General features: G+C 39.5%; 20 protein-coding genes, 1 other RNA gene and 1 other annotated feature. Of the genes, 4 read left to right on the top strand and 17 right to left on the bottom strand.

Annotated features, from left to right (window positions below; translation table 11 throughout):
• Positions 1-65 precede the first annotated feature (65 nt).
• The 5 genes from recD2 to cymR all read right to left on the bottom strand — a co-directional run bounded on the left by recD2 (position 66) and on the right by cymR (position 6,711).
• Entirely contained in the window at positions 66-2,390 is a 2,325-nt protein-coding gene (recD2, locus tag G6R02_RS06985; RefSeq protein WP_164668520.1) for an SF1B family DNA helicase RecD2, read from the bottom strand.
• An 18-nt stretch (positions 2,391-2,408) separates the two neighbouring features.
• Positions 2,409-3,077, bottom strand: a complete 669-nt coding sequence (locus tag G6R02_RS06980) for a tetratricopeptide repeat protein (RefSeq protein ID WP_164668519.1) — start codon at positions 3,075-3,077, stop codon at positions 2,409-2,411.
• A 919-nt stretch (positions 3,078-3,996) separates the two neighbouring features.
• A complete protein-coding gene (gene mnmA, locus G6R02_RS06975) occupies positions 3,997-5,106 on the bottom strand; it encodes a tRNA 2-thiouridine(34) synthase MnmA (RefSeq protein WP_164668518.1) in 1,110 nt (369 codons plus the stop codon).
• Positions 5,107-5,121: 15 nt separating this feature from the next.
• On the bottom strand, positions 5,122-6,264 hold the full coding sequence (locus tag G6R02_RS06970) for a cysteine desulfurase family protein (RefSeq protein WP_164668517.1): 1,143 nt from the start codon (positions 6,262-6,264) through the stop codon (positions 5,122-5,124).
• A gap of 27 nt (positions 6,265-6,291) precedes the next feature.
• The gene (gene cymR / locus G6R02_RS06965; protein ID WP_164668516.1) at positions 6,292-6,711 is read right to left on the bottom strand and encodes a cysteine metabolism transcriptional regulator CymR; all 420 of its coding nucleotides are present in this window, start codon (positions 6,709-6,711) and stop codon (positions 6,292-6,294) included.
• Between the two features lie 157 nt (positions 6,712-6,868).
• Between cymR and G6R02_RS06960 the strand changes: the two genes are divergently transcribed.
• Both G6R02_RS06960 and G6R02_RS06955 read left to right on the top strand, forming a co-directional pair.
• Positions 6,869-8,143 carry a replication-associated recombination protein A gene (locus tag G6R02_RS06960; RefSeq protein ID WP_164668515.1) on the top strand — a complete coding sequence of 425 codons (1,275 nt, stop codon included), beginning with the start codon at positions 6,869-6,871 and terminating at the stop codon, positions 8,141-8,143.
• Between the two features lie 99 nt (positions 8,144-8,242).
• Complete coding sequence (locus G6R02_RS06955) at positions 8,243-8,887, top strand: RsfA family transcriptional regulator (protein WP_164668514.1); 645 nt, start codon at positions 8,243-8,245, stop codon at positions 8,885-8,887.
• A gap of 163 nt (positions 8,888-9,050) precedes the next feature.
• On the opposite strand, the gene ssrS is transcribed toward G6R02_RS06955, so the two are convergent.
• The 4 genes from ssrS to G6R02_RS19925 all read right to left on the bottom strand — a co-directional run bounded on the left by ssrS (position 9,051) and on the right by G6R02_RS19925 (position 12,918).
• Positions 9,051-9,235: non-coding RNA, 6S RNA (gene ssrS / locus G6R02_RS06950), on the bottom strand.
• A 118-nt stretch (positions 9,236-9,353) separates the two neighbouring features.
• Positions 9,354-11,123, bottom strand: a complete 1,770-nt coding sequence (gene aspS / locus G6R02_RS06945) for an aspartate--tRNA ligase (protein ID WP_164668513.1) — start codon at positions 11,121-11,123, stop codon at positions 9,354-9,356.
• Entirely contained in the window at positions 11,116-12,405 is a 1,290-nt protein-coding gene (gene hisS / locus G6R02_RS06940; RefSeq protein WP_164668512.1) for a histidine--tRNA ligase, read from the bottom strand. Before hisS ends, aspS begins: the two co-directional genes overlap by 8 nt.
• A 52-nt stretch (positions 12,406-12,457) precedes the next feature.
• Positions 12,458-12,681: a binding site (T-box leader), on the bottom strand.
• 63 nt (positions 12,682-12,744) lie between these two features.
• A complete protein-coding gene (locus G6R02_RS19925) occupies positions 12,745-12,918 on the bottom strand; it encodes a hypothetical protein (protein WP_205520072.1) in 174 nt (57 codons plus the stop codon).
• A 93-nt stretch (positions 12,919-13,011) separates the two neighbouring features.
• Here G6R02_RS19925 and G6R02_RS06935 point away from each other — a divergent pair, with 93 nt between their 5' ends.
• The gene (locus G6R02_RS06935; protein ID WP_164668511.1) at positions 13,012-14,064 is read left to right on the top strand and encodes an N-acetylmuramoyl-L-alanine amidase family protein; all 1,053 of its coding nucleotides are present in this window, start codon (positions 13,012-13,014) and stop codon (positions 14,062-14,064) included.
• A gap of 135 nt (positions 14,065-14,199) precedes the next feature.
• On the opposite strand, the gene dtd is transcribed toward G6R02_RS06935, so the two are convergent.
• From dtd to G6R02_RS06900, 7 genes are all read right to left on the bottom strand, one after another.
• Positions 14,200-14,646, bottom strand: a complete 447-nt coding sequence (gene dtd, locus G6R02_RS06930; protein WP_164668510.1) for a D-aminoacyl-tRNA deacylase — start codon at positions 14,644-14,646, stop codon at positions 14,200-14,202.
• A gap of 19 nt (positions 14,647-14,665) precedes the next feature.
• A complete protein-coding gene (locus G6R02_RS06925; RefSeq protein ID WP_164668509.1) occupies positions 14,666-16,867 on the bottom strand; it encodes a RelA/SpoT family protein in 2,202 nt (733 codons plus the stop codon).
• 181 nt (positions 16,868-17,048) lie between these two features.
• Entirely contained in the window at positions 17,049-17,561 is a 513-nt protein-coding gene (locus tag G6R02_RS06920) for an adenine phosphoribosyltransferase (RefSeq protein ID WP_164668508.1), read from the bottom strand.
• Positions 17,551-19,878, bottom strand: a complete 2,328-nt coding sequence (gene recJ, locus G6R02_RS06915) for a single-stranded-DNA-specific exonuclease RecJ (protein ID WP_164668507.1) — start codon at positions 19,876-19,878, stop codon at positions 17,551-17,553. The genes G6R02_RS06920 and recJ overlap by 11 nt, the downstream gene beginning before the upstream one ends.
• Positions 19,879-19,933: 55 nt before the next feature.
• Positions 19,934-20,257, bottom strand: coding sequence for a LapA family protein (locus G6R02_RS06910; RefSeq protein WP_164668506.1), 324 nt, complete (start codon positions 20,255-20,257; stop codon positions 19,934-19,936).
• 113 nt (positions 20,258-20,370) lie between these two features.
• Positions 20,371-22,647, bottom strand: a complete 2,277-nt coding sequence (gene secDF, locus G6R02_RS06905; RefSeq protein ID WP_164668505.1) for a protein translocase subunit SecDF — start codon at positions 22,645-22,647, stop codon at positions 20,371-20,373.
• Between the two features lie 53 nt (positions 22,648-22,700).
• Positions 22,701-22,997 (bottom strand): post-transcriptional regulator, encoded by a 297-nt coding sequence (locus G6R02_RS06900; RefSeq protein ID WP_164668504.1) that lies wholly within the window; start codon positions 22,995-22,997, stop codon positions 22,701-22,703.
• A 121-nt stretch (positions 22,998-23,118) separates the two neighbouring features.
• Between G6R02_RS06900 and spoVB the strand changes: the two genes are divergently transcribed.
• Positions 23,119-24,672 carry a stage V sporulation protein B gene (gene spoVB, locus G6R02_RS06895; protein ID WP_164668503.1) on the top strand — a complete coding sequence of 518 codons (1,554 nt, stop codon included), beginning with the start codon at positions 23,119-23,121 and terminating at the stop codon, positions 24,670-24,672.
• A 574-nt stretch (positions 24,673-25,246) separates the two neighbouring features.
• Here spoVB and G6R02_RS06890 read toward each other — a convergent pair.
• The gene (locus G6R02_RS06890) at positions 25,247-26,548 is read right to left on the bottom strand and encodes an ArsB/NhaD family transporter (RefSeq protein WP_164668502.1); all 1,302 of its coding nucleotides are present in this window, start codon (positions 26,546-26,548) and stop codon (positions 25,247-25,249) included.
• Positions 26,549-26,670: the final 122 nt, after the last annotated feature.

The following is a 26,670-nucleotide window of genomic DNA, read 5'->3' as shown; positions in this document are numbered from 1 at the left end:
AACCAAAGCTCCTTTTTCGATTATTATTCTATGGTCTCCCGAATTTTGAAAAATATACCTCCCATTCACATAAAGTCATATGGTGTTATTTCCTTATCTTCTGATTCATGCTCATTATCCAACTGGAAATTTTCCAGTCTGGCATTCAATTGTTCTTTTAAGGAAGTGTAGCGCCTGTTTGTATCAAGTGTTCTTATTCCGCGAAAGAAAGCATGCTGTTCGCCACAAATTATTAGCGACTTCTTGCTTCTTGTTATCGCAGTATATAACAAATTTTTTCGAAGCATCCGATTATATGCAGATACGACCGGCATAATCACAATCGGAAATTCACTTCCCTGCGATTTATGGATCGAAATACAAAATGCATGCATGATATTCACATAATCTTTTTGCTCGTAAACTACTTCTTTCCCTTCAAAATCAATGACCAATTGTTCTACATGATCAACATTTTCGTCTTCTTCAAAGATAGCAACAACTTCACCAATATCACCATTAAAAACCCCATCTTCCGGCTGGTTGACCAGCTGCAGCACCCTGTCACCAATACGGAATACAGTATTATTCGCTTTCACTTCCCTTTTTGTGGTGGTTTTAGGGTTGACCAATGCCTGTAAATGCTTGTTTATAATCGTTATTCCAGCTTCTGACCGGTACATAGGCGCAAGTACTTGTATATCTTTTAAATCAATTCCTTTATCTTTTGCCTTATTAAAGACCTTTGTTATCACATCAATCATTTGAAATTCATTACATTGTAGGAAACTGAAATCCTTATCATTTTGTATTGAGTCTGCTTTACACTGATCATTTTTAATCAAATGTGCCAGCTGAATAATTTTTGACCCTTCTTTTTGACGATAAACTTCATTCAGACTCACATAAGGAATCAGATCACTGCTTAACAGATCAGCTAATACTTGACCTGGTCCAACAGATGGCAGCTGATCCTCATCACCAACCAATAAAACCTGCATGTCATCGGGAATTGCTTTGAAAAGACTGTTTGCCAGCCAAATATCAACCATGGAAAACTCATCAACAATTAAGTATTTCCCGGCTAATGGTTCATTCTCGTTTCGTTCAAAGCCGTTTTTTCCATCCCAACCCAACAGTCGGTGAATCGTCACTGCCGGAAGTCCTGTTGATTCCGTCAGGCGCTTGGAAGCTCTACCGGTAGGGGCTGTTAAAATAAACGGGAAATCTGTTTCCGAATCATAGTCTGCCGGGTCGATTGATAAGTTATGTATGGCTGCATAGGAATTCAATATTCCTTTAATTACTGTCGTTTTACCAGTCCCAGGTCCACCGGTAACAATCATAAGCTTCGATTGTAATGACTGATCGATTGCATCAAACTGTTCTTTTCCATAACTTAATACTTCTGATTCTTCAATATCACCTATTATTTTCAGCATTTCTGCCATGGTTGTTTTATGTTCGATAGGCTTGGTAATAAGACGCTTAATATTTGAAGCAAAACCATCCTCGGCATAATAGAGAGACGGTAAATAAACATTCCCGTCTTTGAGAATAATTTCCTTCTCTTTATTTAAATCCTCTAAACGATTGGAAATGGTTTCCACTGTAAGCGTCTGCTCTGGATTCAACAGTAAATCCAATACTTGTCTGGTACAAGTATCAACAGGTAAATAGACATGACCATCCTGGATATTTTTTTGTAATACATAAATACACCCAGCGCCGATTCGACTTGGGTGAGTTAAAGATAATCCGTTTTGGCGGGCAATCTGATCTGCTGTCTGGAATCCAAATCCTTCAATATCAAATACATATTGATATGGATCCTCTTCAAGGATATCAATGGCACCTTCCTTATATTCCTGATAAATCTTCTGTGCCATCTTCAGTCCAATTCCATATTTAGCAAGATACACAACAATATGTTCAAACCCTTGATTTTCCTGGAGTGTTTTTGTGAGCAGGTCAGCTTTATCCTTCTTTAATCCGTGAATATCCTGTAAAACATCGGGATTATTCAGGATTTTGGAAATTGCACTTTCTCCCAGTTTCTCAACGATTTTCGCAGCTGTCTTTTTTCCAATTCCATAAAACAAATCACTGGACAGATAACCAATCAAGCCATCTTTCGTTTCGGGAATAAAAGTTTGATAGGAGTTAACTTTGTATTGTAAACCGAATTTTACATGTTTTTCAAACGCCCCGTAAAAACGATACACAGTTGACTCTTGTAAATTGGAAAAATAGCCTTTTATAACAATATCTTTCTCATTATAATTCTCATTGGTATCGTGCACCTTAATTTTCGCAATCGAAAAATGTTCACTTTCATTTTGAAAGATCATATACAAAAGTTCGCCTTTTATATACCCCTGTTCTTGATCGGATTGATTATCTTGTCCCATAAAAACAACCCCGCCATTCTACATATCGGTACTATTCAATAATTGCTCTACCTGATCTTTGGCATTTGCAGCCAATGTGTGTTCCGGCTGAATTTCAAGTGCTTCATTAAAATGATTTAAGGCCTCAGTCAGGTCTTCATCATAAAGGGCAATAACCCCCAGATTATAATGCGTGTCACTGTGCTGTTTTTCCTGCTCCAGCACTTTTTCAAATATTGATTTTGCGTCTTTAATATGATCACTTTGCGCAAGTGTCAGTCCGTACTGAAACAGTAATTCTTCATCATCAGGATCAAGTTCTGTAGCTCGCAATAGATAAGGCAAGGCAAGCTTATAATGTTCCTGATGATAAAATGTCATACCGAGCATATAAAAAACATCTGATTCCACAAGACCAATATCTACTGCTTTTTGGAAGTTTTCCTGAGCTTTAGGGTATACGGATTCTTCATAATACATAGTTCCAAGTCCGTAATAAGCGGTGGCTGCGTGTTCATCGAGTTCAATCGCTCTTTCAAAAAAACGCTGTGACCGTTTTAAATCATTGAGATGGAGCAGCAGATTACCAAAATTAATATAGCCAATTGGATCATCCGGATTTTCCTCAATAATGTCATTGAACATCGCTGCCGCTTCTTCATATTTTTGATCTTGCATAAGTTTAATAGCTTCCTGATTTTTATCCATCTTTATCCACCTTACTTTAGCTTTGGATTGGTTTTAAGAAAATATATACTGTTAAACTGATTTGAAATACACGGTGCTTGTCGTACTTGGCAGTCTCACAATGCCCTGGTTCCCATCCATAAAACAAACTCAAATTGTAAACTGTGGCACACACGAAACGTTACTAATTATTGTCTTGACAACCCTGATGATCATAAAAGCTGTTTTCGGAGTGATTGTTTGCGCAAAAGATATATTATGTGCAGTAAATTTATATTAGCTCTGGTCTACCGCTGCGGAAATACACTCCGCTTTCCGTGGGCGGCTGATGAGCCTCCTTGCTCCTTCGTCGCTGCGTAGTCTCATCTAGGCCTCTGCTCCCACAGGAGTCTCCGTGTATTTCCTCCGCTAGGTTCTACGTCTATGAACTATTGGTTGGAGTAGGAAACGGGATAAAACACACAGGATAACACTTCACTAGTCCGGGTGAGCGGAGGGCGGTGACTCCTGCGGGAATAGCACGAGTCCGAAGACCCCGCAGAGTGACGAGCGAAACATCCACCGAATATGCTACGAGTTGCGAGGAGTGCTGCTTCTCTGAAAACACTCGCAACACGACGAGCACCCTTCTCGAGGAGGCTGAGGCCGTGCCCGCGGCTAAGAAGACACTGCGAAAAAAGAATTTTTGAGCAGATGTCGCCTTGGTACCCAGAGGTGTGAAAGCATCCGCCTGGAGCGATTCCGGACGGAGGGGCGAGAAGTCTTTATTTATATTCCAACAGTTACTGCGCATTATATATCAAATACGATGATAAATAATAAACTGTTAATCCAAAGTCAATTTGAGTGGTGCATCTCTATGCTTCTGCAATCTTTCAATGCTTAGTGTCCACTTCAAGCGACAAAAGCTTAATACACTATAAAACAATTAATAAGAAAATCATCCAACATACTCCAGCTGTTCTTCATCTTTTAATACTTCATCAATGGTGCCGCCGCCCAGGCATACTTCGCCATCGTAAAATACAACGGATTGTCCTGGGGTGATGGCACGCTGTGTTTCCTTGAATTCAACGTGTACTTTGCCGTTTTCCAATTTGGTTACTGTAACGGCACTGTCTTTTTGACGATATCGAAATTTTGCTGTGCATGTAATTGTTTTATCATCCGTTTCGTTAATCCAGTTGACATCAGTGGCTATCAGGCCATCAGAATACAATTTTTCATTTTCGAAGCCTTGTTCCACATACAGCACATTTTCATCAAGGTTTTTTCCGACAACAAACCATGGGTCACCGGCACCGCCAATTCCCAGTCCCTGGCGCTGTCCAATTGTGTAATACATAAGACCATCATGCTTACCTTTTTCAATGCCTGTTAATGTTTTCATCAGGCCTGGTTGTGCGGGAAGATACTCGCTCAGGAATTCCTTGAAGTTACGTTCACCAATAAAGCAAATGCCTGTACTGTCTTTTTTGGTTGCAGTTACAAGGCCGTGCTCGTATGCAATCTCCCGTACTTCTTTTTTATCCATATTGCCTAATGGAAACATGACTTTTTCAAGAACGTCTTCAGTCAGCTGGTTCAAAAAGTACGTTTGATCCTTGTTATCATCAACTCCACGCAACATTTCAACTTTTCCATCGTTAATTCGCACCTGTGCATAATGTCCAGTTGCAAGATAGTCCGCACCAAGTGACAGTGCATGCTCAAGAAATGCCTTGAATTTAATTTCTTTGTTACATACGACATCAGGATTTGGTGTTCTTCCTGCTTTATATTCATCCAAAAAGTAGGTGAATACTTTATCCCAGTATTGTTTCTCAAAGTTGACTGCAAAATAAGGGATATCAAGCTGGTTACATACCCGGACTACATCGTCATAATCCTCAGTAGCAGTACAAACACCAAATTCATCCGTATCATCCCAGTTCTTCATGAAAATCCCTACCACATCATAACCTTGTTCTTTTAGTAAGAGTGCGGCAACCGATGAATCAACACCACCGCTCATTCCAACAACCACGCGTGTATCTTTGTTGCTTTTCATTTCTTTCACCACCTTCTATGCTGTTAATCGTTTAACTATTTTTGTAACACGATCTGCTGCTTCTTTGACATTCTCTTCCGTATTAAATAATCCAAAGCTGAACCGTATTGAATTCTTCGTTCGTTCATTATTTTCACCATACATGGCTGATAATACATGTGATGGCTCCACAGAACCCGCAGTACAAGCACTCCCGCTTGAAGCGGCAATACCTTCCAAGTCAAAATTGGTTAATAATGACTCTACATTTGTTCCGGGAAAACTGATGTTTACGGTCGACGCAATCCCATAATGTGGATCACCGTTTAATTTAAAGTCAATGTTATTTTCAGTTAATCGTTCAATGAACTGTTCTTTAAAAGCCTGATACTTTTCGTTTCTTTGTGCCCTGTTCCCCACTGAAAGTTCAACAGCTTTTTGAAATCCGACAGCTCCGGCAACATTTTCGGTCCCGGCCCTGCGTTTCCTTTCCTGCTCACCGCCGAACTGCAGCGCCTCTATTTTTACGTCATTTGAAATATACAAGAAACCTATACCCTTTGGTCCGTTTATTTTATGTGAAGAGACAGTTAACAAATCGATACCTGATTCTTCGACATTAATATCTTTTAAGCCATAAGCCTGTACCGCGTCTGTATGAAAATAAGCCTGGTGACTTTTTAGCACCTGACCAATTTCTTCAATTGGCTGTACAACACCCGTTTCATTATTAACATACATGATTGATACAAGGATCGTTGAATCAGTCAATGCCGCTTTTAGGTCATCCACTGAAATTCTTCCGGTTTCGTCAACAGGCAAATAAGTAACATTAAATCCCTGCTGTTCAAGTTCTTCTGCAGTGTGAAGCGTTGCGTGATGCTCCTGTACTGTAGTGATAATATGGTTTCCTTTATTTTTATTGGCAAGAGCTGTTCCGATAAGCGCTAAGTTATCGGCTTCCGTTCCACCACTGGTAAAAACAATTTCTTTTTCATTTGCGTGAATACTTTTGGCCATTGTTCGTCTTGCTTCGTCCATCAACCGGCGTGCTTTTCTGCCAAATGAATGAATACTTGACGGGTTTCCAAAAACATCAGCAAATATCGGATTCATCACTTCGACTACTTGTTTGTCCACAGGTGTTGTAGCAGCATGATCCAGATAAATATGATCCATCTTTTACATTTCCTTCCTATTTGTTCATTAGATATAAAACATATATGCGTCCCGTTGCTGATCGTTCTCATGACGTTTCAAATCTTCAAGGGTCGTCGTGTCCAGTACATCTTTTACCGCATCTCTGATACGTATCCATAATGCTTGTTTTGCAGGTTCTTCATCCTCTATACCTTCCACCGGTGTAATCGGTCCTTCCAGTACACGGATGATGTCCCCGGCTTTAATTTCATCCGGTTCCTTTGCCAACACATATCCTCCATATGCTCCGCGGACACTCTTGATCAAACCGGCATTTCTAAGTGGTGATGCCAACTGCTCAAGATAATGCTCAGATAAATCTTTTTCACGGGCAATCTCCTTCAACGAAGTGGGACCCTCCCCATGTTTTCGTGCAAGTTCAATCATTATTGTTAAACCATAACGGCCTTTTGTCGATATCTTCATTATTAACACCTCTAAAAATTCATAAACCAGTCAAAATATACGTTGGTTCGTCTTAACTCATGTTATTATAGCATGAATAGAGTGTTTCTTGCATTTTATCAAAATCAGAATTACGATTTAATATACAACCTATTATTATATATAAAGGACGATAAAAATGAAACAAAAACCACTTGCATTTCGCATGAGACCTGAACATATTAATGACATTATCGGACAGGACCACCTGGTAGGCGAAGGAAAAATATTACATCGGATGATTGAAGCCGAACGACTGGCATCCATGATATTATTTGGACCGCCCGGAACCGGAAAGACGTCGATGGCCGTTGCACTGGGTAAAAGTCTGCAAATACCAGTAAAAATGCTGAATGCGGTTGTTGACAAAAAGAAAGATATGGAAATTGTCGTTGAAGAGGCCAAAATGACAGGTCATGCAGTATTAGTACTGGATGAAGTACATAGACTGGACAAAGCAAAACAGGATTTTTTGCTTCCACATATCGAGAGTAATATTGTAACACTAATCGGCTGTACGACCAGTAACCCATATCACTCCATCAATCCGGCAATCAGAAGTCGCTGTCATCTATTCGAAGTTCATCCATTGACAGTGGAAAACATTAAATCTGCTATTCTCAGAGCTGTAAACGATGATACAAATGGATTAGGATCACAACCAGTTGAATTAACTGATGAAGCACTGGACCATTTGGCCTTTGCTGCAAATGGAGATATGCGTTCTGCCCTGAATGGCCTTGAGCTTGCTGTATCTTCCACACCCAAAAATGACAATGGAAAGATTATCATATCACTGGATGCTGCTGAAGAATGCATGCAGAAAAAAAGCTTCTCACATGATAAAGATGGTGATGCCCATTATGATGTGTTATCCGCATTCCAGAAATCTATCCGGGGCAGTGATGCCAATGCCGCACTCCATTACCTTGGAAGATTGATTGAAGCAGGAGATCTTGATAGTATCGCCCGACGGATGATTGTTTGTGCGTATGAAGATATTGGTCTGGCAAATCCACAGGCGGGACCACGTGCAATCGCTGCAGTACAGGCGGCTGAACGATTAGGCTTTCCGGAGGCTAGAATACCTTTATCAGTCGCAATCATCGAACTTAGTTTATCACCTAAGTCAAATACAGCGTATAAGGCACTGGACAGTGCATTGGCCGATATACGTAGCGGCAGGAGCGGAGATGTTCCCGCACACCTTAAAGATTCACACTACCAGGGCGCCAAAAAAATGGGACGGGGAATCGACTATAAATATCCGCATAACTATCAGAATGGCTGGATTAACCAACAATATTTACCGGATAAACTAAAAAATGCAGATTACTATCAGCCTAAGGATTCCGGCAAATTTGAGCAGGCGTTAAAACAAGTTTATGAAAAAATACAGTCTGATAAAAAATAATACTAGATAATAGAGGTATAATTCCTTTTTCAAGCGGTCACAATAAGAATAAAGTTAAAAATCTATGTAATGGCTGTAATTGAAAAAGGAGTTGAATATATGGTTAAGGTAAGACAAGATGCCTGGTCACACGAAGATGACCTGCTGCTGGCTGAGACAGTTTTACGTCATATCAGAGAAGGCAGTACACAATTAAATGCATTTGAAGAAGTCGGTGATAAGCTGAATCGTACGTCAGCTGCATGCGGATTTCGTTGGAATGCTGAGGTAAGAGGGAAATATGATAATGCTATTGATCTTGCAAAGCGGCAGCGGAAAGAAAAGAAACGGGCAAATGTAGTAAAAACAGTGAAGGCAAAACAGCCTATGGCACCTGTACCTCAAAACTATGATGATAATTCACAATCATCGGAAGAACCATCTATTAATATGGATTCAGTCATCCAATTTTTAAAGCAAGTTAAAAAAGACTATTATGCTTCCAATCAATCAAAAGCATCGCTTGAACAAATACAAAACGAGAATACGATGCTGAAGGAACAGATAAACGAATTGGAAACAAAACTAGCCGACACTGAAAAGCAATTTGCAACAGTACAGGAAGATTACCAGGTATTTATGCAGATTATGGATCGTGCCCGAAAAATGACTGTACTTGATGATCAAGGGTCTATGAAGGCACCAGCATTCAGAATGGACAAGAATGGAAACCTGCAGCAGGTAGCAAACGGTTCCAGCCAATAACCAAAAGCTCGGGCGTATCCCGAGCTTTTGGTTTATTTTATAGTTTTGAAGCTCTTTCCACCAGTCAGTTATCACACAAAGGCCTTATTAGCCGGATGGACTTATCAATAAAAAATCGCATGTCAACATCACATGCGATTCTCTGCCATTCATTATGTATTCCATCAATCCCAATTGTGCCGCCTAATTGTAAGTTTTGATCCCGCTCTCGGCAGGTGGGTGCTCTGTTCCATATATTATTATACTTCCTCAATTGAGGCGTGTATGCAACATGGAAACTTTAGCAAGCTCCCAAGTATATAAATGTTCGGTCAAAACGTTTATATAAGACGAACACATCAGGATTGATGTATTGTTCATATTTTTTTATTGTATGGATAGAATACCATAATTTTAACTGTCATTCAATATTCATAAATATGAAGTATTGATTACATGTTTTACATTTCCACTACATTTTTCGTTTTCAGTCATATTTCTGTTTAATCTGAATGGCTAGTTCATCCAGCTGCTCGTCACTAACCTCGTCAGGAGCATCTGTTAACAGATCGGATGCTGAAGCAGTTTTTGGAAACAGAATTGTGTCCCTTAAGTTTGTTCTTCCTGCCAGCAGCATAATGATACGGTCCAATCCTAAAGCAATGCCACCATGTGGTGGAGCACCGTACTCCAGTGCTTCAAGCAGAAAACCAAACTGCTCGGCAGCTTCCTCTTTTGTAAAACCTAACACTTCAAACATTTTATCCTGAAGCTCTTTCTTGTGTATACGTAATGAGCCCCCGCCTAATTCATAGCCATTTAAAACGAGGTCATACGCCTTTGCACGAACTTCACCCGGATTTACAGTCAGTTTGTCAAAGTCTTCCTCAGCCGGCATTGTAAAAGGATGATGCGCTGCAAAATATCGACCCAAGTCTTCATCATACTCAAATAACGGCCAGTCTGTAACCCAAAGAAAATCAAACTTGTTCCCATCTATGAGTTGCAATTCTTTGCCAAGCTTTAACCGCAAAGCACCCAGACTGTCATAAACAATTGCCGCTTTATCCGAGCCAAACAATAATAAGTCACCATCTTCAGCATTTGCACGATTGATTAAGCCCGTTTTTTCCTCATCTGTTAAAAATTTGGATATTGGTCCCTTTAGATCTTCACCCTCTACTTTAAGCCAGGCTAATCCTTTGGCACCGTATACTTTTACAAATTCCGTTAGTTTGTCAATATCTTTTCGTGAGTAGTTGGCAGCCTGCCCTTTTACATTTAATAAACAAACTTTCCCACCTGCTTCAATTGCTCCCTGAAATACTTTAAATGAAGAATTTTGCAGAATGTCTGATACATGGATAAGCTCCATGTCAAACCTCGTGTCCGGCTTATCGGATCCAAAGCGTTCCATTGCTTCATCGTAAGGCATTCGCTTGAGCGGCAATGAGATATCGATATTTTTAACTTCTTTCATAACATATTTCATCATTTGTTCGGTCATTTCCATAATCTCATCACTTGTCAGAAAGGAAGTTTCAATATCAATCTGTGTAAATTCCGGTTGCCGGTCAGCTCTTAAATCTTCATCGCGGAAACAACGTGCGATTTGGTAATATTTCTCAAATCCACCCATCATAATCAGCTGTTTAAACAACTGAGGAGATTGCGGCAGTGCATAAAATTCACCATGATGGACGCGGCTTGGAACCAGATAGTCCCTTGCCCCTTCAGGCGTACTTTTTGTTAAAATTGGTGTTTCCATTTCCAAAAAGCCGTCGTCATTCAAAAAATTTCGTATTGCCTGTGTAGTCTGATGACGCAATTTAAACGTTTTTTGCAGCGCGCTTCTGCGCAAGTCTATATAACGGTATTTTAATCGCAGGTCCTCAGCAACATCTGTTTCATCCTGGATAAGAAAAGGCGGTGTCTTTGATTTATTTAAAATATCAACATCTGTTGCAATCACTTCGACCTTCCCTGTTTCCATTAACGGGTTGACGGTTGACTCATCACGCAAAACAACATTCCCTTTTACCTCAATGACATATTCGCTTCTGACATTCTCAGCTGTTTCCAGGGCTGTCTTGGAATGATCCGGATTAAAAACGACTTGAACAACGCCGGATTTATCACGTAAATCAATAAATATTAATCCACCCAAGTCACGGCGTTTTTGTACCCATCCTTTCAAAAGGACATTCTGATCTACGTTTTTTTCACCAATTGTTCCAGCTAAGATTCGCTCAGTCATGTTCATTACCTCCCAGAAGCTTCTCTCTCATGTATTTGGTTATTTGTGCAATAGGAACTTCCTCTTGCTCACCGGTTTTCATTTCCTTAACATTGATGACTTGCTGCTCCAGTTCATTGCCGCCTAGTATCATTACATATTTTGCCTGTAATCGATCTGCTGCTTTGAATTGTGCTTTCATTTTGCGTCCCTGATAATCCTTATCGACCTGAATGCCATTTTCTCGCAATTCATGTACAAGCTGAACGGCTTTTTCTTCTGTTTCATCCCCAACTGCAATCAGAAAACAGTCAAGGCGGTTATCGATCGGCATTTCCTTGTTTTCCGATTCAAGAGCCATTATTAATCGCTCCAATCCCATACCAAAGCCAATGCCTGGTGTATTTGGTCCACCCAATTCCTCGACAAGACCATTATATCTGCCGCCGCCTGCCAATGTAGTTATCGCACCGAAACCTTCTGCTTCACTCATAATTTCAAAGGCGGTATGGTTATAATAATCAAGACCGCGCACAAGGTTTTTATCAACTGTGAAATCAATTCCCATCATCGTTAGATAGTTCTTAACCTGCTCAAAATAGGCGCTTGATTCTTCATTTAAATAATCCAAAATCGATGGTGCGGTTTGCATTGCCGGATGGTCACGATCTGTTTTGCAATCCAAAATACGCATCGGATTTTGTTCTAAACGAGTTTGGCAGTCTTTACATAATTCATCCTTATGTGGTGTGAAGTGTTCAACCAGTGCGTCACGGTGATTTCTCCGGCTCTCATTATCACCCAGTGAATTTATAACCAGCTTCAGAGAATTTAACCCCAATTCCTTGTAACACGTCATGGCTAAATCAATTATCTCAGCATCTACAGCAGGATCTGCACTTCCCATTACTTCCACGCCAAATTGATTTAACTGGCGCATTCTTCCCTTCTGTGGCCGCTCATAGCGAAACATTTGTGCAAAATAATAAAGCTTAACAGGTTGATTCGGATTTCCAAATAACTTGTTTTCGACGAATGCCCGGACAACTGAAGCGGTTCCTTCAGGCCGTAATGTCAGGCTTCTCCCGCCCCGGTCCTCAAATGTATACATTTCTTTTTGAACAATATCCGTTGAATCCCCAACACCACGCTGAAACAGTTCCGTATGTTCAAACAACGGTGTTCGGATCTCATCATAATGAAATCTTTCACAAATATCTTTTAGTTGATTCTCAACAAACCGCCACTTTTTAGCTTCTTCCGGCAAAATATCTACAGTACCTCTTGGCGCCTTCATGTTCATTGCAATACCCCCTCTTTTTTAATAACATAAAAAAACCCTCATCCCCTATTAAAAAAGGGACGAGAGTTAACCCGCGTTGCCACCCTGGTTGACGCAATTATTGCATCCGCTCTTCACAGTTAACGCCTGCAAAACGTCTATACCTACAAACAATCTATTCGATATAGAGCCTAAGGAATGTCTTTCATCAGGGCAATGTGTGAAAATGTTTTCAGCCGATGACATTTTCTCTCTTTTCACATGCTGTCCGATTACTTTTTCCCTCACTGGTTCTTTTCCATCTGTCACTTTTAATTGATTATTGAGTGACTATTATCATAATGTTTCCCTTGAGTATTGTCAAGCACGAGTTATCTTTTTCTTCAACATTTTAACTTCACCAAGCGAAATGCCCAATTCTTCGGCAATTTCCATATGGTTGAACTGATCTTCCATTTCCATAAACCGGTGAAAATTCATCCCATAAATATCGTTGCTGGAATTCGCGTTCCAATGTTTATCATGTATTCGCATCTGCAACATTCCTCCCTCAGTTATTCTAGTTTTGCCTAATTGAAAACTTTTTATTAAAATAGAATCAATCTATTGTTTGGAGGAGGAACTTGATTGCATGTAAAGAAAACGGCGATATTATTTTTCAGCATTTTATTTCTGGCCTTTTCATCCACTGTAAATGCAAACGAAGCAATCATTACTACAGATAATCTGAACGTTCGGACTGGGCCGGGTACTGATTTTGAACAGATTGACCAGGTACATACCGATGAAATTTATCCGATATTGGAAGAGCAAAACAACTGGGTCAAAATTCAATTGGAAGACGGGACTGGCTGGGTCACAACCGACTATGTAAAAATCAGAAACACATCAGAATCAGAGAATACAACAACAACAAATAACAAAAGTCCTGTAAAACATATTACGATTCAACAGGACAATACGCATTTGCGTGAAGGACCATCTGCCACTTATGAAATTAGTGGATTTGCCGATAAAGGAACTGAATTTAATGTCCTATCCAAAGAATCCAACTGGTATAGGGTTGAGAACAAAGAAATGAGCGGCTATCTTTTAAAAGAATTCGTTGAGAAAAATAAATCATCAGCTGAACAGGGGATTAACAACAAGAAAATTGTTATTGATGCAGGTCACGGCGGACGTGATGTAGGGGCAATCGGTGCAAGTGGTACATATGAAAAGGACTTCACTTTTAAAACAATGCAGGAACTAAAACAGGAGCTGACTGCACTCGGCGCAGAAGTTGTTCTAACAAGGAAAAATGATGAATTTATTTCACTGGCAAGCAGAACAAGTCTTACCAATATAACCGATGCAGATGCTTTTATAAGTATTCACTACAACAGTGTTCCATCATTGCCGAATGTAACCGGAATCGGGGCATATTACTATGACGAGAGCAACCAAAAATTAGCCGAATATGTTCTGCAGGAAGTAACAAAAGAATCTGGTGCCAGGAATCGGGGTGCAGTGTTTGGAGATTTTCACGTAATAAGACAGAATTTCAAACCATCGATACTTGTCGAATTAGGTTTCATCTCCAATCTTAAAAAGGAGCAGATCCTGCAAACAAATGCTTATCAGAAAAAACTGGTTACAGGAATTGTAAACGGGTTAAATAAGTATTTCAAAAATAAATAGAATAGGCTGGGACAAAATTGTTTTATCAATAGAAAAATACGAATTAACTGGAAAACGGTGCGTGTAACCGCTCCGCTAAGTTCACATTTTTCATCTTCTGATACACATTTTTGTTTCGTCCCAACCTCTTCCTAACTACTTATCTTTACTATCCAAAATGATTGTTACCGGTCCCTGATTTGTTAACTGTACATTCATCATTTCACCAAATTTTCCTGTTTCAACACGGACATCCTGCTCTTCAATCAGCTGGTTGAAGTGGCGGTACATTTTGTCTGCATGATCCGGTTTAGCTGCTTCAAGAAAATTGGGCCGTCTCCCTTTTCGAGTGTCAGCAAACAGTGTGAATTGGGAGATGGACAAAACCTTTCCGGAAACATCTTTTAACGATAGGTTCATCTTCTCATTTTCATCTTCAAAAATGCGAAGATGAACCAGTTTATTAACCAGGTATAATGCATCTTCTTCCGTATCATCATGCGTTACACCAAGAAGGATAACAAATCCATGGTCAATTTCGCCAACTATTTCACCTTCTACCGATACACTGGAACTATTTGCGCGTTGAATAACAGCCTTCATATAAAAAGTACCCCTTTTTCTAGTGAATTGTTCGTGTTACCGTATAAACTTCTTTAATTTGTTTAATACGATCAACAATTTTCCTTAAGTGGTTCGTGTTATGAATCAAAATCGTTATATTGATAATAGCCATTTTATTACGGTCTGAACGTCCAGTAACATGGGTTATATTTGTTTTTGTTTCATTAACTGCCTGCAGAACTTCATTCAACAATCCACGACGATCATACCCGGATATTTCAAGGTCAACGTGATATTGTTTTCTGTCTATTTGACTGTTTTCCCATTCAACATGGAGACGCCGCTGTTTCGCTTCTTCTGTCTGAACGTTTGGACAATCAGCGCGGTGAACAGATACTCCCCTGCCCTTTGTAATATACCCAATAATATTATCTCCGGGTACCGGATTACAGCATTTTGACAGGCGTACCAACAGGTTATCTACGCCTTCCACTTTGACACCTGAATCTCGCTTCTGGATTTTTTTATTAGGTACGTCACTCTTAACTTCCTCAAGAGTCTCTTCCAGGTTTTGTTCTTTCATTTTTGTACGTCTGATTTCATCTGTCAGACGTGTCGCTATCAGGGCAGCTGTTATACCCTGATACCCAACAGCAGCATACATATCATCTTCATTTATAAAATTAAATTTCTCATAGATACGTTTTAAATTATCCTGGGTCAGAACTTCTTTCGGTTCAATTCCCAGTGCACGGATTTCTTTATCAACCGCTTCTTTCCCTTTGCTGATATTTTCTTCCCGCCGTTGTTTTTTGAAAAATTGTTTGATTTTATTTTTTGCCTGTGATGTTTGTGTAATTTTCAGCCAATCCTGTGATGGGCCATATGAATGCTTTGAGGTCATTACTTCAATAATGTCCCCATTTTTTAATTGATAATCGAGCGGCTCCATTTTGCCGTTAATTTTCGCACCAATAGTCTGGTTCCCGACTTCTGTATGAATCTTATAAGCAAAATCAAGTGGCACTGATCCGGATGGCAGTTCAATGACATCCCCTTTAGGTGTAAACACATAGACCATATCGGCAAATAAATCCACTTTAAGAGATTCCATGAATTCTTCCGCATCATGTGTCTCATTTTGCCATTCCAATATTTCCCTGAACCATGTCAACTTTTCCTCAAACGATTTTTTATCCTTGGATAATTGACGTCCTTCTTTATAAGCCCAATGTGCTGCGATTCCGTATTCGGCAATTTCATGCATATCTTTTGTTCGGATTTGTACCTCAAGCGGATCGCCTTTGGGGCCAATCACCGTTGTATGCAGTGATTGATACAAATTCGGTTTTGGCATCGCAATATAGTCCTTAAATCTGCCGGGCATCGGCTTCCAGCACGTATGAATAATTCCCAATACCGCATAACAGTCTTTAATACTATTAACAATTATACGGACTGCCAATAAATCATATATTTCATTAAACTGTTTATTTTGCTTCACCATTTTACGGTATATACTGTATAAGTGCTTAGGTCTTCCGGAAATATCCGCCTCGATGTTGACATCTTTCAGCTGGTCTGTAACCTCATTCATTACATCAGAAATATAAGTCTCGCGCTGTTCACGCTTTTGTTTCATCAGTTGAACAATACGATAATATTGCTGTGGATTTAAATAGCGTAATGCTGTATCTTCCAGTTCCCACTTAATCGTTGAAATACCTAATCGATGTGCCAGCGGGGAAAATATTTCCAGCGTTTCATTTGCTTTCAAGCGTTGTTTTTCAGGAGGCAAATGCTTGAGTGTCCGCATATTGTGCAAGCGATCAGCAAGCTTAATCAAAATAACCCGAATATCATTTGCCATTGCCACAAACATTTTCCGGTGATTTTCCGCCTGCAGTGCTTCCTTCGACTTGTATTTGATTTTCCCCAGCTTTGTAACTCCATCAACGAGCATTGCTACTTCATGGTTAAAGTGTTCTTCCAACTCTTCAAGACTAACATTTGTATCCTCTACGACATCATGTAAAAAACCACCGGCTATTGTCTCCGGATCCATTTCAAGTTCAACCAGAATCCCGGCAACCTGTACTGGATGAACAATATAAGACTCACCGGATTTTCGGAATTGGTCCTTATGTGCTGATTCTGCAAAATCATACGCACGACGAAGAAACAACGTGTCTTCTTCTGTAAGATAGCGGCGAGCCTTACCAAGTACGTCTTCAATTGTTAAGATATCTTCTTTTGCCATATAATCACCCGAATTCGTAGTAGAGAATACTTTCTAACAGTATTAAAAATTTTTGAATAAATGTAAAGAAAAAACTATTAAATATTTTAGACATTATATGTTATTTAATCGATCTGTGATATGAGTAGGTCTGACGAATAACACAAACAGCTTCGTCAGACCCAATTATATTTATTGAAAATCAATAACTCATCAAGGTTAGTACATCATAGCCTTCAAGTTTTTCCAATCCATTGAGATAGGAAAGTTCAATTAAAAATGCACAGCCGACAACAACTCCGCCGAGTTCTTCAACTAATTGAATCGTTGCCTCTATTGTACCACCAGTTGCAAGTAAATCATCCGTAATCAAAACGCGCTGTCCGGGTTTTATTGCATCTTTGTGGATGGTCAGCACATTTTTGCCATATTCCAGACCGTAATCCATTTTAATAACTTCTCTTGGCAATTTCCCTTCTTTTCTAACCGGAGCAAAGCCGATCTCCAACGCATATGAAACAGGGCAGCCTATGATAAATCCACGTGCTTCAGGTCCCACCACAAGGTCAATATCTTTTTCCTTTGCAAATTCAACGATCTCATCTACAGCAGATTTAAATGCTTTACCATTATCCATTAATGGAGTAATATCCTTAAACTGAATGCCTTCTTTTGGCCAGTCTTCAACAATTTTAATGTATTTTTTATAATCCATACGTCAGTTCCTCCTTGGGTGCTTGCCCATCTTGAATACAAGTTATAAACCAGTTTTTTAATTCTTCATATGTCGAATAATAAAGAACTTTTTCAATCTCAGCCTGATTAAGCCGTTCCTGATATAATTTTGAGTTAGCCAAATCCTGCTTAACAGGGTTTGGATTATATTTAATAATACCATTCTCTATTTTAACAAATTCCAATTCAAAAAACACGTTGGACATAAATAGTACCCTATCTTTTGTCCATGCTTTCGCATCCATAATCATTGGTAATTCTTTTTGCAGGTCGATTTGTCTGCGCTTGGCAACTAGTCCATACAACCATTTAAAATCTTCCCTGGATGGAAAAACTTTCATGAAAACACTATCTTCCAACTGAAAGCAAACATGAATATTAACCGGATTAATTGTTCTTACCAAATCCCGAAGATCCTCCAAATTACTTGGCAGCTCGTACAAATAAAGTGTATCAGCATGATCAAGCATACTAATGTCAGATTCATAGGTAATACATGTAACATGATCAGGAATCCCGCTTCGGTCATTCAGCACCGTATAATGCACAGCAATGTGGCTTGTATCCTGATTCACAAAAGGGGTAATATCAAATCCCTTTTTTCCACGATGATCAAAGAGCTGCTTGTCCTCAATTTTCATATCCTGAACAACGATTTGAACCTTCTTATTCCCGTTCCATTCATTAATACCAAGTTCACCAGCAACAGAGACAGGAGTCATCGGAGAAATATAATCATATAGATTTCCTAAGCCAAAAGCTATTCCATCAATATATGTATTGTCCTGTTTAAATTGCATTTTCAAATGTTTTTTCATATTTCCTATTTGTCGTACATCGGATGGGATGTGCTTCAAATGGAAAATCGGCTTTGGATTCGCCATACCGAATGGTGCCAGCTGGCTAATCTCGTTAACAATTTCTTCGTTAACTTCCGGAACAGCAATTGTCTTACTAACCTCAATTTCCTGTGCGAAATCTTCTTTCGATAGCTGCTGACTGATTATTTTGTTAAGCTCTGATTGCAGGGTATTCAAATTTTCCAGCGGCAAGGTCATACCTGCAGCCTGAGAATGCCCTCCAAAATGAGTGAAAACATCCCTTATTTTCATGCAATTTGCAAATAAATCAAATGCAGGAATACTTCTGGCGGACCCTTTTACCTGATTCGTTTCCGGTAATATACTGAGGACGATAGCTGGGCGATCATATTTCCGTACAAGGTTCGATGCTACAATACCAAGTACACCCTGGTTCCAGCCTTCTTTTGCAACGACAATTACTCCTTGTTCATCAATAGAACCAACCATCTTATCAGCTTCTTTTACAATATCACTGACTATTTTTTGACGCTCCTGATTTAATGATTGAACCATTTCAGCTATGTGATCTGCTTCCTCCTGATCATCGGCCAACATAAGCTGGACAGCCAGATCAGCGTCCTGTAATCGGCCAACCGCATTAATTCTTGGTCCTATTTTAAAACCAATATCCTCTTCATTTACATTGCCGGTAATATTACATACTTTTTTAAGTGCAATCAGCCCCGGTCGCCCGGTTGTTGATAAAGTCTTAAGTCCGTAATAAGCAAGTATCCTGTTCTCATTAACGAGTGGAACAAGATCGGCAATCGTTCCAATAGCTGCCAAATCAAGGAATTGTTTTGGAAAATAACCAAGCAAATGCTCAGCGAATTTAAATGCTACACCCACACCTGCCAGCTCTTTAAATAAATAGTCCGGTGAGCATTTTGGATGAATGATTGTATAAGCATCAGGCAGTTCTTCCTGTGGTTCATGATGATCCGTAATGATCAAGTCAATTCCCAGCTCTTTTGCAATGGTTGCTTCATGATCGGCCGCGATTCCGGTATCAACCGTAATGATTAAACTGAATCCATTTTCAGCTGCCGCTTTAAATGCATCCTCATTTGGTCCGTATCCTTCTGTAAATCGGTTTGGTATATAATACTCACAGTCGGCACCCAGTTCCTGTAATGCCTCTAACAAAACGGTTGTTGAAGAAACACCATCTGCATCATAATCACCGAAAACAAGGACTTTTTCTTTTTCGGCTATCGCTTTATGTACCCGATCTGTTGCCTTTTCGATTCCGCTTAGCCCTAAGGGATTATGTAAATTTGCCAAATCTGGTGACAAGAATTCTCGTGCTGCTTCCGAAGAATTAATTCCCCGCTGCACTAAAAGTTCTTTAACAAGTGGGGATATTTCATTCAAATCCCAAATTGATTCACTGTTTATATCTAAAAAATTCCATTTTGTCTTGCTCCGTAACATAACTTCACCCCTGACCAATCTATTATACTAGAGTAAGCCAAGGGTCGCAATCAGGTTATTTTTCTTCTGAATCATTAGCATCTTGATTATTGGTATCGACTTCATCCAACAACTGATGACTTTCTAAAGTATCTATTAACCGCTTGTTTTCAGCCAAAAGGGATTTTCGCTCCCGCTGCAGATGAATCATTCTCACTAACCCAACTGCTGCGGTTATTATTCCTCCCATTAGCACAGAGAATAGAATCACCAGTATTAATGGTGCTTCACCGCTGCCAAATAAATAGTTCACTTCAACAGGATCAACATTAATAACTGCAAAAATAGCAACAATAATGACGAAGATAAGCGCTAATATAACATAAGATTGACCTCGCAAATTTAATTCCTCCTCTTTAAAAATCTTTCGCTAACTAAAATACCCTTTTTTTCATATAACTAACCATTCAGAAAACCCCTGAAGCTTCTAAAGCAACAGGGGTTTAATTTTATTTATACCTGTGGTCCTTCGGTACGTTTCTTTTTAGCAAATACAACCGGTTTCTTCTTAATATTGTTCCCGCGCCATACTAACCAAAGTTGAGATGCCAGGAAAAGCGAAGAATAAGTACCAGCAATTAAACCAACCGCAAGTGCAATTGCAAATCCGGCTATTGATTGTGCACCGAGGAATAAAAATGCCAGAACCGCAATCAGCGTAGTAACTGTTGTATTGATACTTCGTGTTAATGTTTGTACTAGACTTCTATTAACTATTTTGGCAAGCTCACCGAATGACTTAACTCGTTTTTTCTTACGCAAATTCTCTCGTATTCGGTCAAAGGTTACAATTGTATCGTTAATCGAATACCCAATAATCGTCAAAATTGCTGCGACAATCGTTACATCAAATTCGAGACCGGTGATACTGAAAATAGCCAGTATGAAAAAGGTATCGTGAATCAACGCAATAATTGCTGTTATACCAAAGAACAGCTCAAATCGGAACGTAACATAAATAATCATACCGATTGTAGCAATCCCCAATGCATATAAAGCATTTTTGACAAGTTCTTCTCCGACTATTGGCGACACAATACTTACACTTGTGTCTGCATTAAAGTTCTCACCAAAATAGGATTGGATATCTGCAATTCGATCTTCATCAATTACTTTGTCATACCTGAGAACAGCACCCTCATTATTATTTCCTGTTAAAACAACTGATTTCGCTTCAAGATTCAGTTCTTCCAGACCATTTTCAATTTCCTCTGTGGTCAAACTCTGCTCTGCAGACAGTTGAATTCTTGAGCCTGCGGTAAAATCAATTCCCGGATTCAATTGGAATATTCCCAGAGAAATACCACCAATAATCACCATTAACGATGATGCAATGAAAAATTTCTTCCGATTTTTAACAATGTTAAGCTCACGGTTAAACACTTTAGGTTCATATTCGGTTGAATCCGCTATATCTTTAATATCTTTTTTCTTAATTCCAAACCAGCCCGGGCGATTTTTCAGTGCTTTGGTTCTCACCCAGAGTGACAATAGTAATCGTGTTCCATAAACGGCCGTTAAGAAACTTACTAAAATACTGAGAATCAGCATTGTCGCAAACCCTTTAACTGAGCTGGTACCGAATATAAACAGAACAATAGCTGCCAGTATTGTTGTAATATTTGCATCAACAATTGCCCGTAACGAGTTTGCTGTTCCGGCCTTAAACGAGGCAAATAGTGACTTACCTTCCCTGATCTCTTCCTTGATTCGTTCAAATGTGATGACATTGGCGTCCACTGCCATACCGACACCGAGGATCAATGCAGCAATCCCTTGTAAGGTTAGTACACCATTCATCAATTCAAAAACCAATAACACCAGGTAGATATAAATACTTAAATTAATCGCTGCAATCAATCCAGGAAAACGATACACTACAATCATAAATAAGAAAATTAAACTAATACCGACAATCCCGGCAAAAACTGTTTTGTCAAGTGCCTTCTCACCAAACTGTGCACCTACTGTGTTTGAATAAAGCTCTGTCATGTTGGCTGGCAATGAACCAGCATTAATGATATCCGCAAGACGCTGAGCAGACTCGACGGTGAAATTGCCTTCAATCATAACATTCGTTGTATTTAAAGTTTCATCAACACCAGCTGCCGAGACATACTTCGGATCTTCTTTCTTTACTTCCTCTTTAAATGAGTCACCTTTTTCGTAATCCATCCAAATGACAAGTAAATCTTCCCGTTGTGGAAAAGGAACAGTTGGGTCATATTTGGCAGCCAGTTTACTTGTTATTTCACGAAACTGTTCCGCACTCTTCAATTGTAATGTAACGATTGGCTCGTTAGTCTGTTGCGAAAAATCCTGTTTGGCACCACCTTCAACCAGAGCACTTCCATCCATCAACAGCTCATCATCAACATTCCTGAACGTCACACGAGCGGAAGTTGATAGAATTTCTCTTGCTTCTTCCGGATTATCTATACCGGCAAGTTGTACCCTAATCCTGTCCTCGCCTTCGATATTAATATTTGCTTCACTGATACCTAATTCATTTACACGTTCATTAAGTATACGTACTGTTGATTCGAGTAATTGTCGGTCGGTTTCCTTGTCTTCTTCAACTGGCTCTACTTTATACAAGATCTCAAAACCGCCCTGAAGGTCCAAACCTAAATTAATATCTTTTGTAATTCCTGTTATCGTTGTCCCAATTGTTCCCGCAAAAATTAATACAATCAGGAAAAAGGCAACGATTCTGCCTCTGTTTTTCATCTTGTCCAATTGCCTCCCTTTAAATCTGCCGCGTAAACACTATGTACATACATTTATTCTTCCGTGCTGCTCTCGGTCAAGGCAGCAATCGAAGCCATCAAATCATTATCCTGATGAGCGTTAACCGTCAAATAACCCATATATGTGTTTGATGCAAGGTGGAAAATATCCTGTACCACTTCATATAACCTTTTTGGAGGGTTACCCTTCCATACTTTTTCTTCTAAACATTTCCATATATCTTCATTTGTAGCCTGGTTATATCCCATGAGCTGGAATTCACTCACTTTGCTTTCCAGTGCCGGCAATAATTCCGGCTTCCACTGATTTACATTCCTTGCTTCTTCCACGACATTCCCCTCCCCCGAGGCTTTTAAGCGATATTATAATGCTTGTCATGCTTGGCCCACCTCATTGCATATATATCATTGTATATGAAAATTTATTTTTTGAGAAGGCAGGGCGGCAATATTGACCAAACAAACATTTTTACAAGGTACATTAATCTTAATAGCAGCCGGTATGATTACCAGGTTATTGGGTTTTATTAACCGCCTGGTAGTAGCCAGGCTAATGGGAGAAGAAGGTGTTGGCCTTTATATGATGGCAATCCCTACCCTTATTCTTGTTATTACGTTGACACAGCTTGGGCTGCCCGTAGCAATTTCCAAACGGGTTTCGGAAGCAGAAGCCAAAAACGACAAACGCAAGATTAAAAAAATTCTCGTTGTATCATTATTGGTCACAGGTATATCCAGTGTGATTTTTACAATTGGAATGATACTGGCCGCACCATTTATCGCCACCACACTGCTGACAGACGACCGGACAATGTACCCGCTGATTGCAATAAGTCCGATTGTGCCAATAATTGCGATATCCTCCGTTCTCAAAGGCTATTTTCAGGGACGCCAAAACATGAAACCACAAAGCTATGCATTGGTCATTGAACAAGTCGTCCGGATTACATGTGTTGCATTATTCGTTAAACTGTTACTGCCATACGGAATAGAATTTGCTGCAGCGGGGGCCATGTTCAGTGTGATTCTTGGCGAATTTGCATCACTGCTTTTTATGATTCATTTATTTCAACGGAAAAAAATCGTCAGCATCCGGCATCGCTTTTTTAAGTACATCAAAACGAGTAAAAATACGTTAAAAGAACTGTTTTCGATTGCTTTACCAAGTACAGGGAGTCGGTTGATTGGTTCATTTTCCTACTTCCTGGAACCGATAATCGTTGCGCAAAGCCTGTACATTGCCGGACTATCAAGTTCCATGGCAACAAAACAGTACGGTGAATTGACAGGATTTGTATTACCTTTACTGTTTTTGCCTACTTTTATTACAAATTCCCTGTCAATTGCTCTGGTCCCGTCCATTTCTGAAGCAGACGCACATATGAATAAACAACTCATTCATTACCGAATTCATCAGTCAATCAGAATTTCCTTTGCATCAGGAGGAATTGCAACCATTGTGCTCACTTTATTTTCTGTACCGATTTTGACCTATATGTATGGTACTGGGAATGCGAGCAATCTTCTGGTCTTAATGGCTCCATTCTTTATTTTACTTTATATTCAGGCACCTTTACAAGCAACTTTACAGGCACTTGACCTTGCAAAACCAGCGATGTGGAACAGCTTGATTGGTGCTGTATGCAAGTTCGTTGTTTTGTTTCTGTTAGCTTCCAATTCCAAGTTTGGCATTATTGGTGTAGCTCTTGCCATGTCGGTTGGTGTAGTGCTTGTGACCATGCTGCATCTGGCAAGTCTTCGTAAAGAAATCGGTTTTTCCATTCCCGCTGGTGATATAGGCAAAATGGTTTTACTGATAATTCTCACATGGATGAGCGGAGACTTCTTAAAAAATGTTTTTACAGGACTGGAATCAAATCTATTTCTGTTTATTTTCGTCATCTTAATTTTAACAGCTATATATATCGTTTTACTCTTTATATTAAAATTCATCACAAAAGAAGAATTAAAACAAATCCCATTCCTCCAAAAATGGGTACATTAAAAAGACATAACGCTGATGCAACGCGTTATGTCTTTTTATAAGGCTTTTGTCGTTTATATTGTTGTTTTAACACAAAAGATATATTATGTGCAGTAACTTTATATGAGCGCTGGCTACCGCTACGGTAGCTACGGTAATACACTCCGCTAGTTATACGTTTACTAAGATGGCTAGAATATCCTGATAAATAAAAAGCATTATACCACTTGACTAGTCCGGGTGAGCGAAGGACGGTGACTCCTGCGGGAATAGCACGATTCCGAAGACCCCGCAGAGTGACGAGCGAAACATCCACCGAATATGCTACGAGTTGCGAGGAGTGCTGCTTCTCTGAAAACACTCGCAACACGACGAGCACCCTTCTCTAGGAGGCTGAGGCCGTGCCCGCGGCTAAGAAGACACTGCGAAAAAGAATTTTGAGCAGATGTCGCCTTGGTACCCGGAGGTGTGAAAGCATCCGCCCGGAGCGATCCCGGACGGAGGGGCGAGAAGTCTTTATTTATATTCCAGCAGTTACTGCGCATTAAATAGCAACTACGAGGTTAAATAGCAATAAAATTTAAAAAATAGGCTTTTATATTGTATTTGTCATATATGGTATTAAGTATCTGACGAAAATATATACAGTGGATATAATAAGTGAAAACAGAACAAATGGTATCCCATAAAGCATAAACCTGATGAATGGAATTTTTTGTCCGGCACCTTCCGCTAATCCTGCAACAACAACATTTGCAGATGCGCCGACCAATGTTGCATTACCTCCCAGACAAGCACCTAAAGCAAGTGACCACCATATTGGATCCAAATAAACCATTCCATATCCCTCAAACTCTTCAACCACAGGAATCATCGCAGCAACAAACGGAATATTATCTACAATTCCTGAAAATAATCCGGAAATCCACAAAATTAGAATCGTAGTTTTTGCGTAATCCCCATCTGTTGAAAGAACAATTGCTCTGGCCATTTCATCAATTATACCAACTTCTTCGAGACCCCCGACTAAAGCAAACAGACCGATAAAGAAAAATAAAGTTACCCATTCCACTTTTGCAAAAATTTGCTCGGTATCAAGTTCTCTTTCAGTCAGCAGCAACAACAGAATTGCCCCGCTCAATGCAATAACAGTCAACTCAATATGCAGAATGGACTGCAGCAAAAATCCTGATAACGTAAGACTCAGAACGATAATGGATTGATACAGCATTGGTGTTTTTATAAGATACGAAGATGCATCAGTATCCAATAATTCTTTAACATTTGATTTATTGATGGTCAATGTACGTCTGAACAGAAGTAATAAAATCCCGAGCATGAACAGAAAGATGATAAATGCAAGTGGTGCGAGATGATTAATAAATGATAGAAACGTAAGATGATCAACAGCTTGTCCAATCATTATATTTGGGGGATCACCTATTAGTGTCGCTGTCCCCCCGATATTTGAACTGAAAATGATAGTCAGCAGGTATGGAAATGCAGGGAGATTTAATTGCTTTGTAATTTTCAGGATAATTGGAACAAAAATCAGGACCGTTGTAACATTATCCAATAGAGCTGACCCTATGGCGGTTAAAATACCTACTCCAATCAATAATGGAATTGGTGAACCACGAACTTTTTGGGCAAAACGAACTGCTATATAAGAGAACAATCCTGTCTTTTCTGTGATTGAGATTAACAACATCATTGAAAATAACAAAGCAATTGTATTCCAGTCTATATAATGCATAAACATATCATCCGCACTGTAAATCCCTGTCAGAAGCAGTAACACACCACCTGACATAACAACAACCGCACGATTAATTTTCTCGGTCATAATAAATATATAGCTGATTATAAAAATGACAGTTGCTAATACGACATCCATGCTACATCCTCTTTCGCCCTAAAGATAATCTCTTCTTAGAAATATATGCCGGAATCCGCAAAATATTTTCAGTCTATTTTTTATTTTCATGAATAGAATGACGGTAGATGGACAATCAATGG

Source organism: Virgibacillus doumboii (genome assembly GCF_902806455.1).
Lineage (GTDB): Bacteria > Bacillota > Bacilli > Bacillales > Amphibacillaceae > Lentibacillus > Lentibacillus doumboii.
Note: the sequence above shows the minus strand (reverse complement) of the source record. Positions and strands in the feature narration are given on the sequence as shown.

Bases quoted from the DNA above. Each gene is read 5' to 3' on its own strand.
- secDF (WP_164668505.1), bottom strand. From the start codon at position 22,647: ATGAAAAACAGAGGCAGAATCGTTGCCTTTTTCCTGATTGTATTAATT.
- cymR (WP_164668516.1), bottom strand. From the start codon at position 6,711: ATGAAGATATCGACAAAAGGCCGTTATGGTTTAACAATAATGATTGAA.
- hisS (WP_164668512.1), bottom strand. From the start codon at position 12,405: ATGAACATGAAGGCGCCAAGAGGTACTGTAGATATTTTGCCGGAAGAA.
- aspS (WP_164668513.1), bottom strand. From the start codon at position 11,123: ATGACTGAGCGAATCTTAGCTGGAACAATTGGTGAAAAAAACGTAGAT.
- G6R02_RS06890 (WP_164668502.1), bottom strand. From the start codon at position 26,548: ATGGATGTCGTATTAGCAACTGTCATTTTTATAATCAGCTATATATTT.
- G6R02_RS19925 (WP_205520072.1), bottom strand. From the start codon at position 12,918: ATGCGAATACATGATAAACATTGGAACGCGAATTCCAGCAACGATATT.
- G6R02_RS06955 (WP_164668514.1), top strand. From the start codon at position 8,243: ATGGTTAAGGTAAGACAAGATGCCTGGTCACACGAAGATGACCTGCTG.
- recJ (WP_164668507.1), bottom strand. From the start codon at position 19,878: ATGTTACGGAGCAAGACAAAATGGAATTTTTTAGATATAAACAGTGAA.
- G6R02_RS06980 (WP_164668519.1), bottom strand. From the start codon at position 3,077: ATGGATAAAAATCAGGAAGCTATTAAACTTATGCAAGATCAAAAATAT.
- mnmA (WP_164668518.1), bottom strand. From the start codon at position 5,106: ATGAAAAGCAACAAAGATACACGCGTGGTTGTTGGAATGAGCGGTGGT.
- G6R02_RS06970 (WP_164668517.1), bottom strand. From the start codon at position 6,264: ATGGATCATATTTATCTGGATCATGCTGCTACAACACCTGTGGACAAA.
- recD2 (WP_164668520.1), bottom strand. From the start codon at position 2,390: ATGGGACAAGATAATCAATCCGATCAAGAACAGGGGTATATAAAAGGC.
- G6R02_RS06960 (WP_164668515.1), top strand. From the start codon at position 6,869: ATGAAACAAAAACCACTTGCATTTCGCATGAGACCTGAACATATTAAT.
- G6R02_RS06920 (WP_164668508.1), bottom strand. From the start codon at position 17,561: ATGGATTATAAAAAATACATTAAAATTGTTGAAGACTGGCCAAAAGAA.
- dtd (WP_164668510.1), bottom strand. From the start codon at position 14,646: ATGAAGGCTGTTATTCAACGCGCAAATAGTTCCAGTGTATCGGTAGAA.
- G6R02_RS06925 (WP_164668509.1), bottom strand. From the start codon at position 16,867: ATGGCAAAAGAAGATATCTTAACAATTGAAGACGTACTTGGTAAGGCT.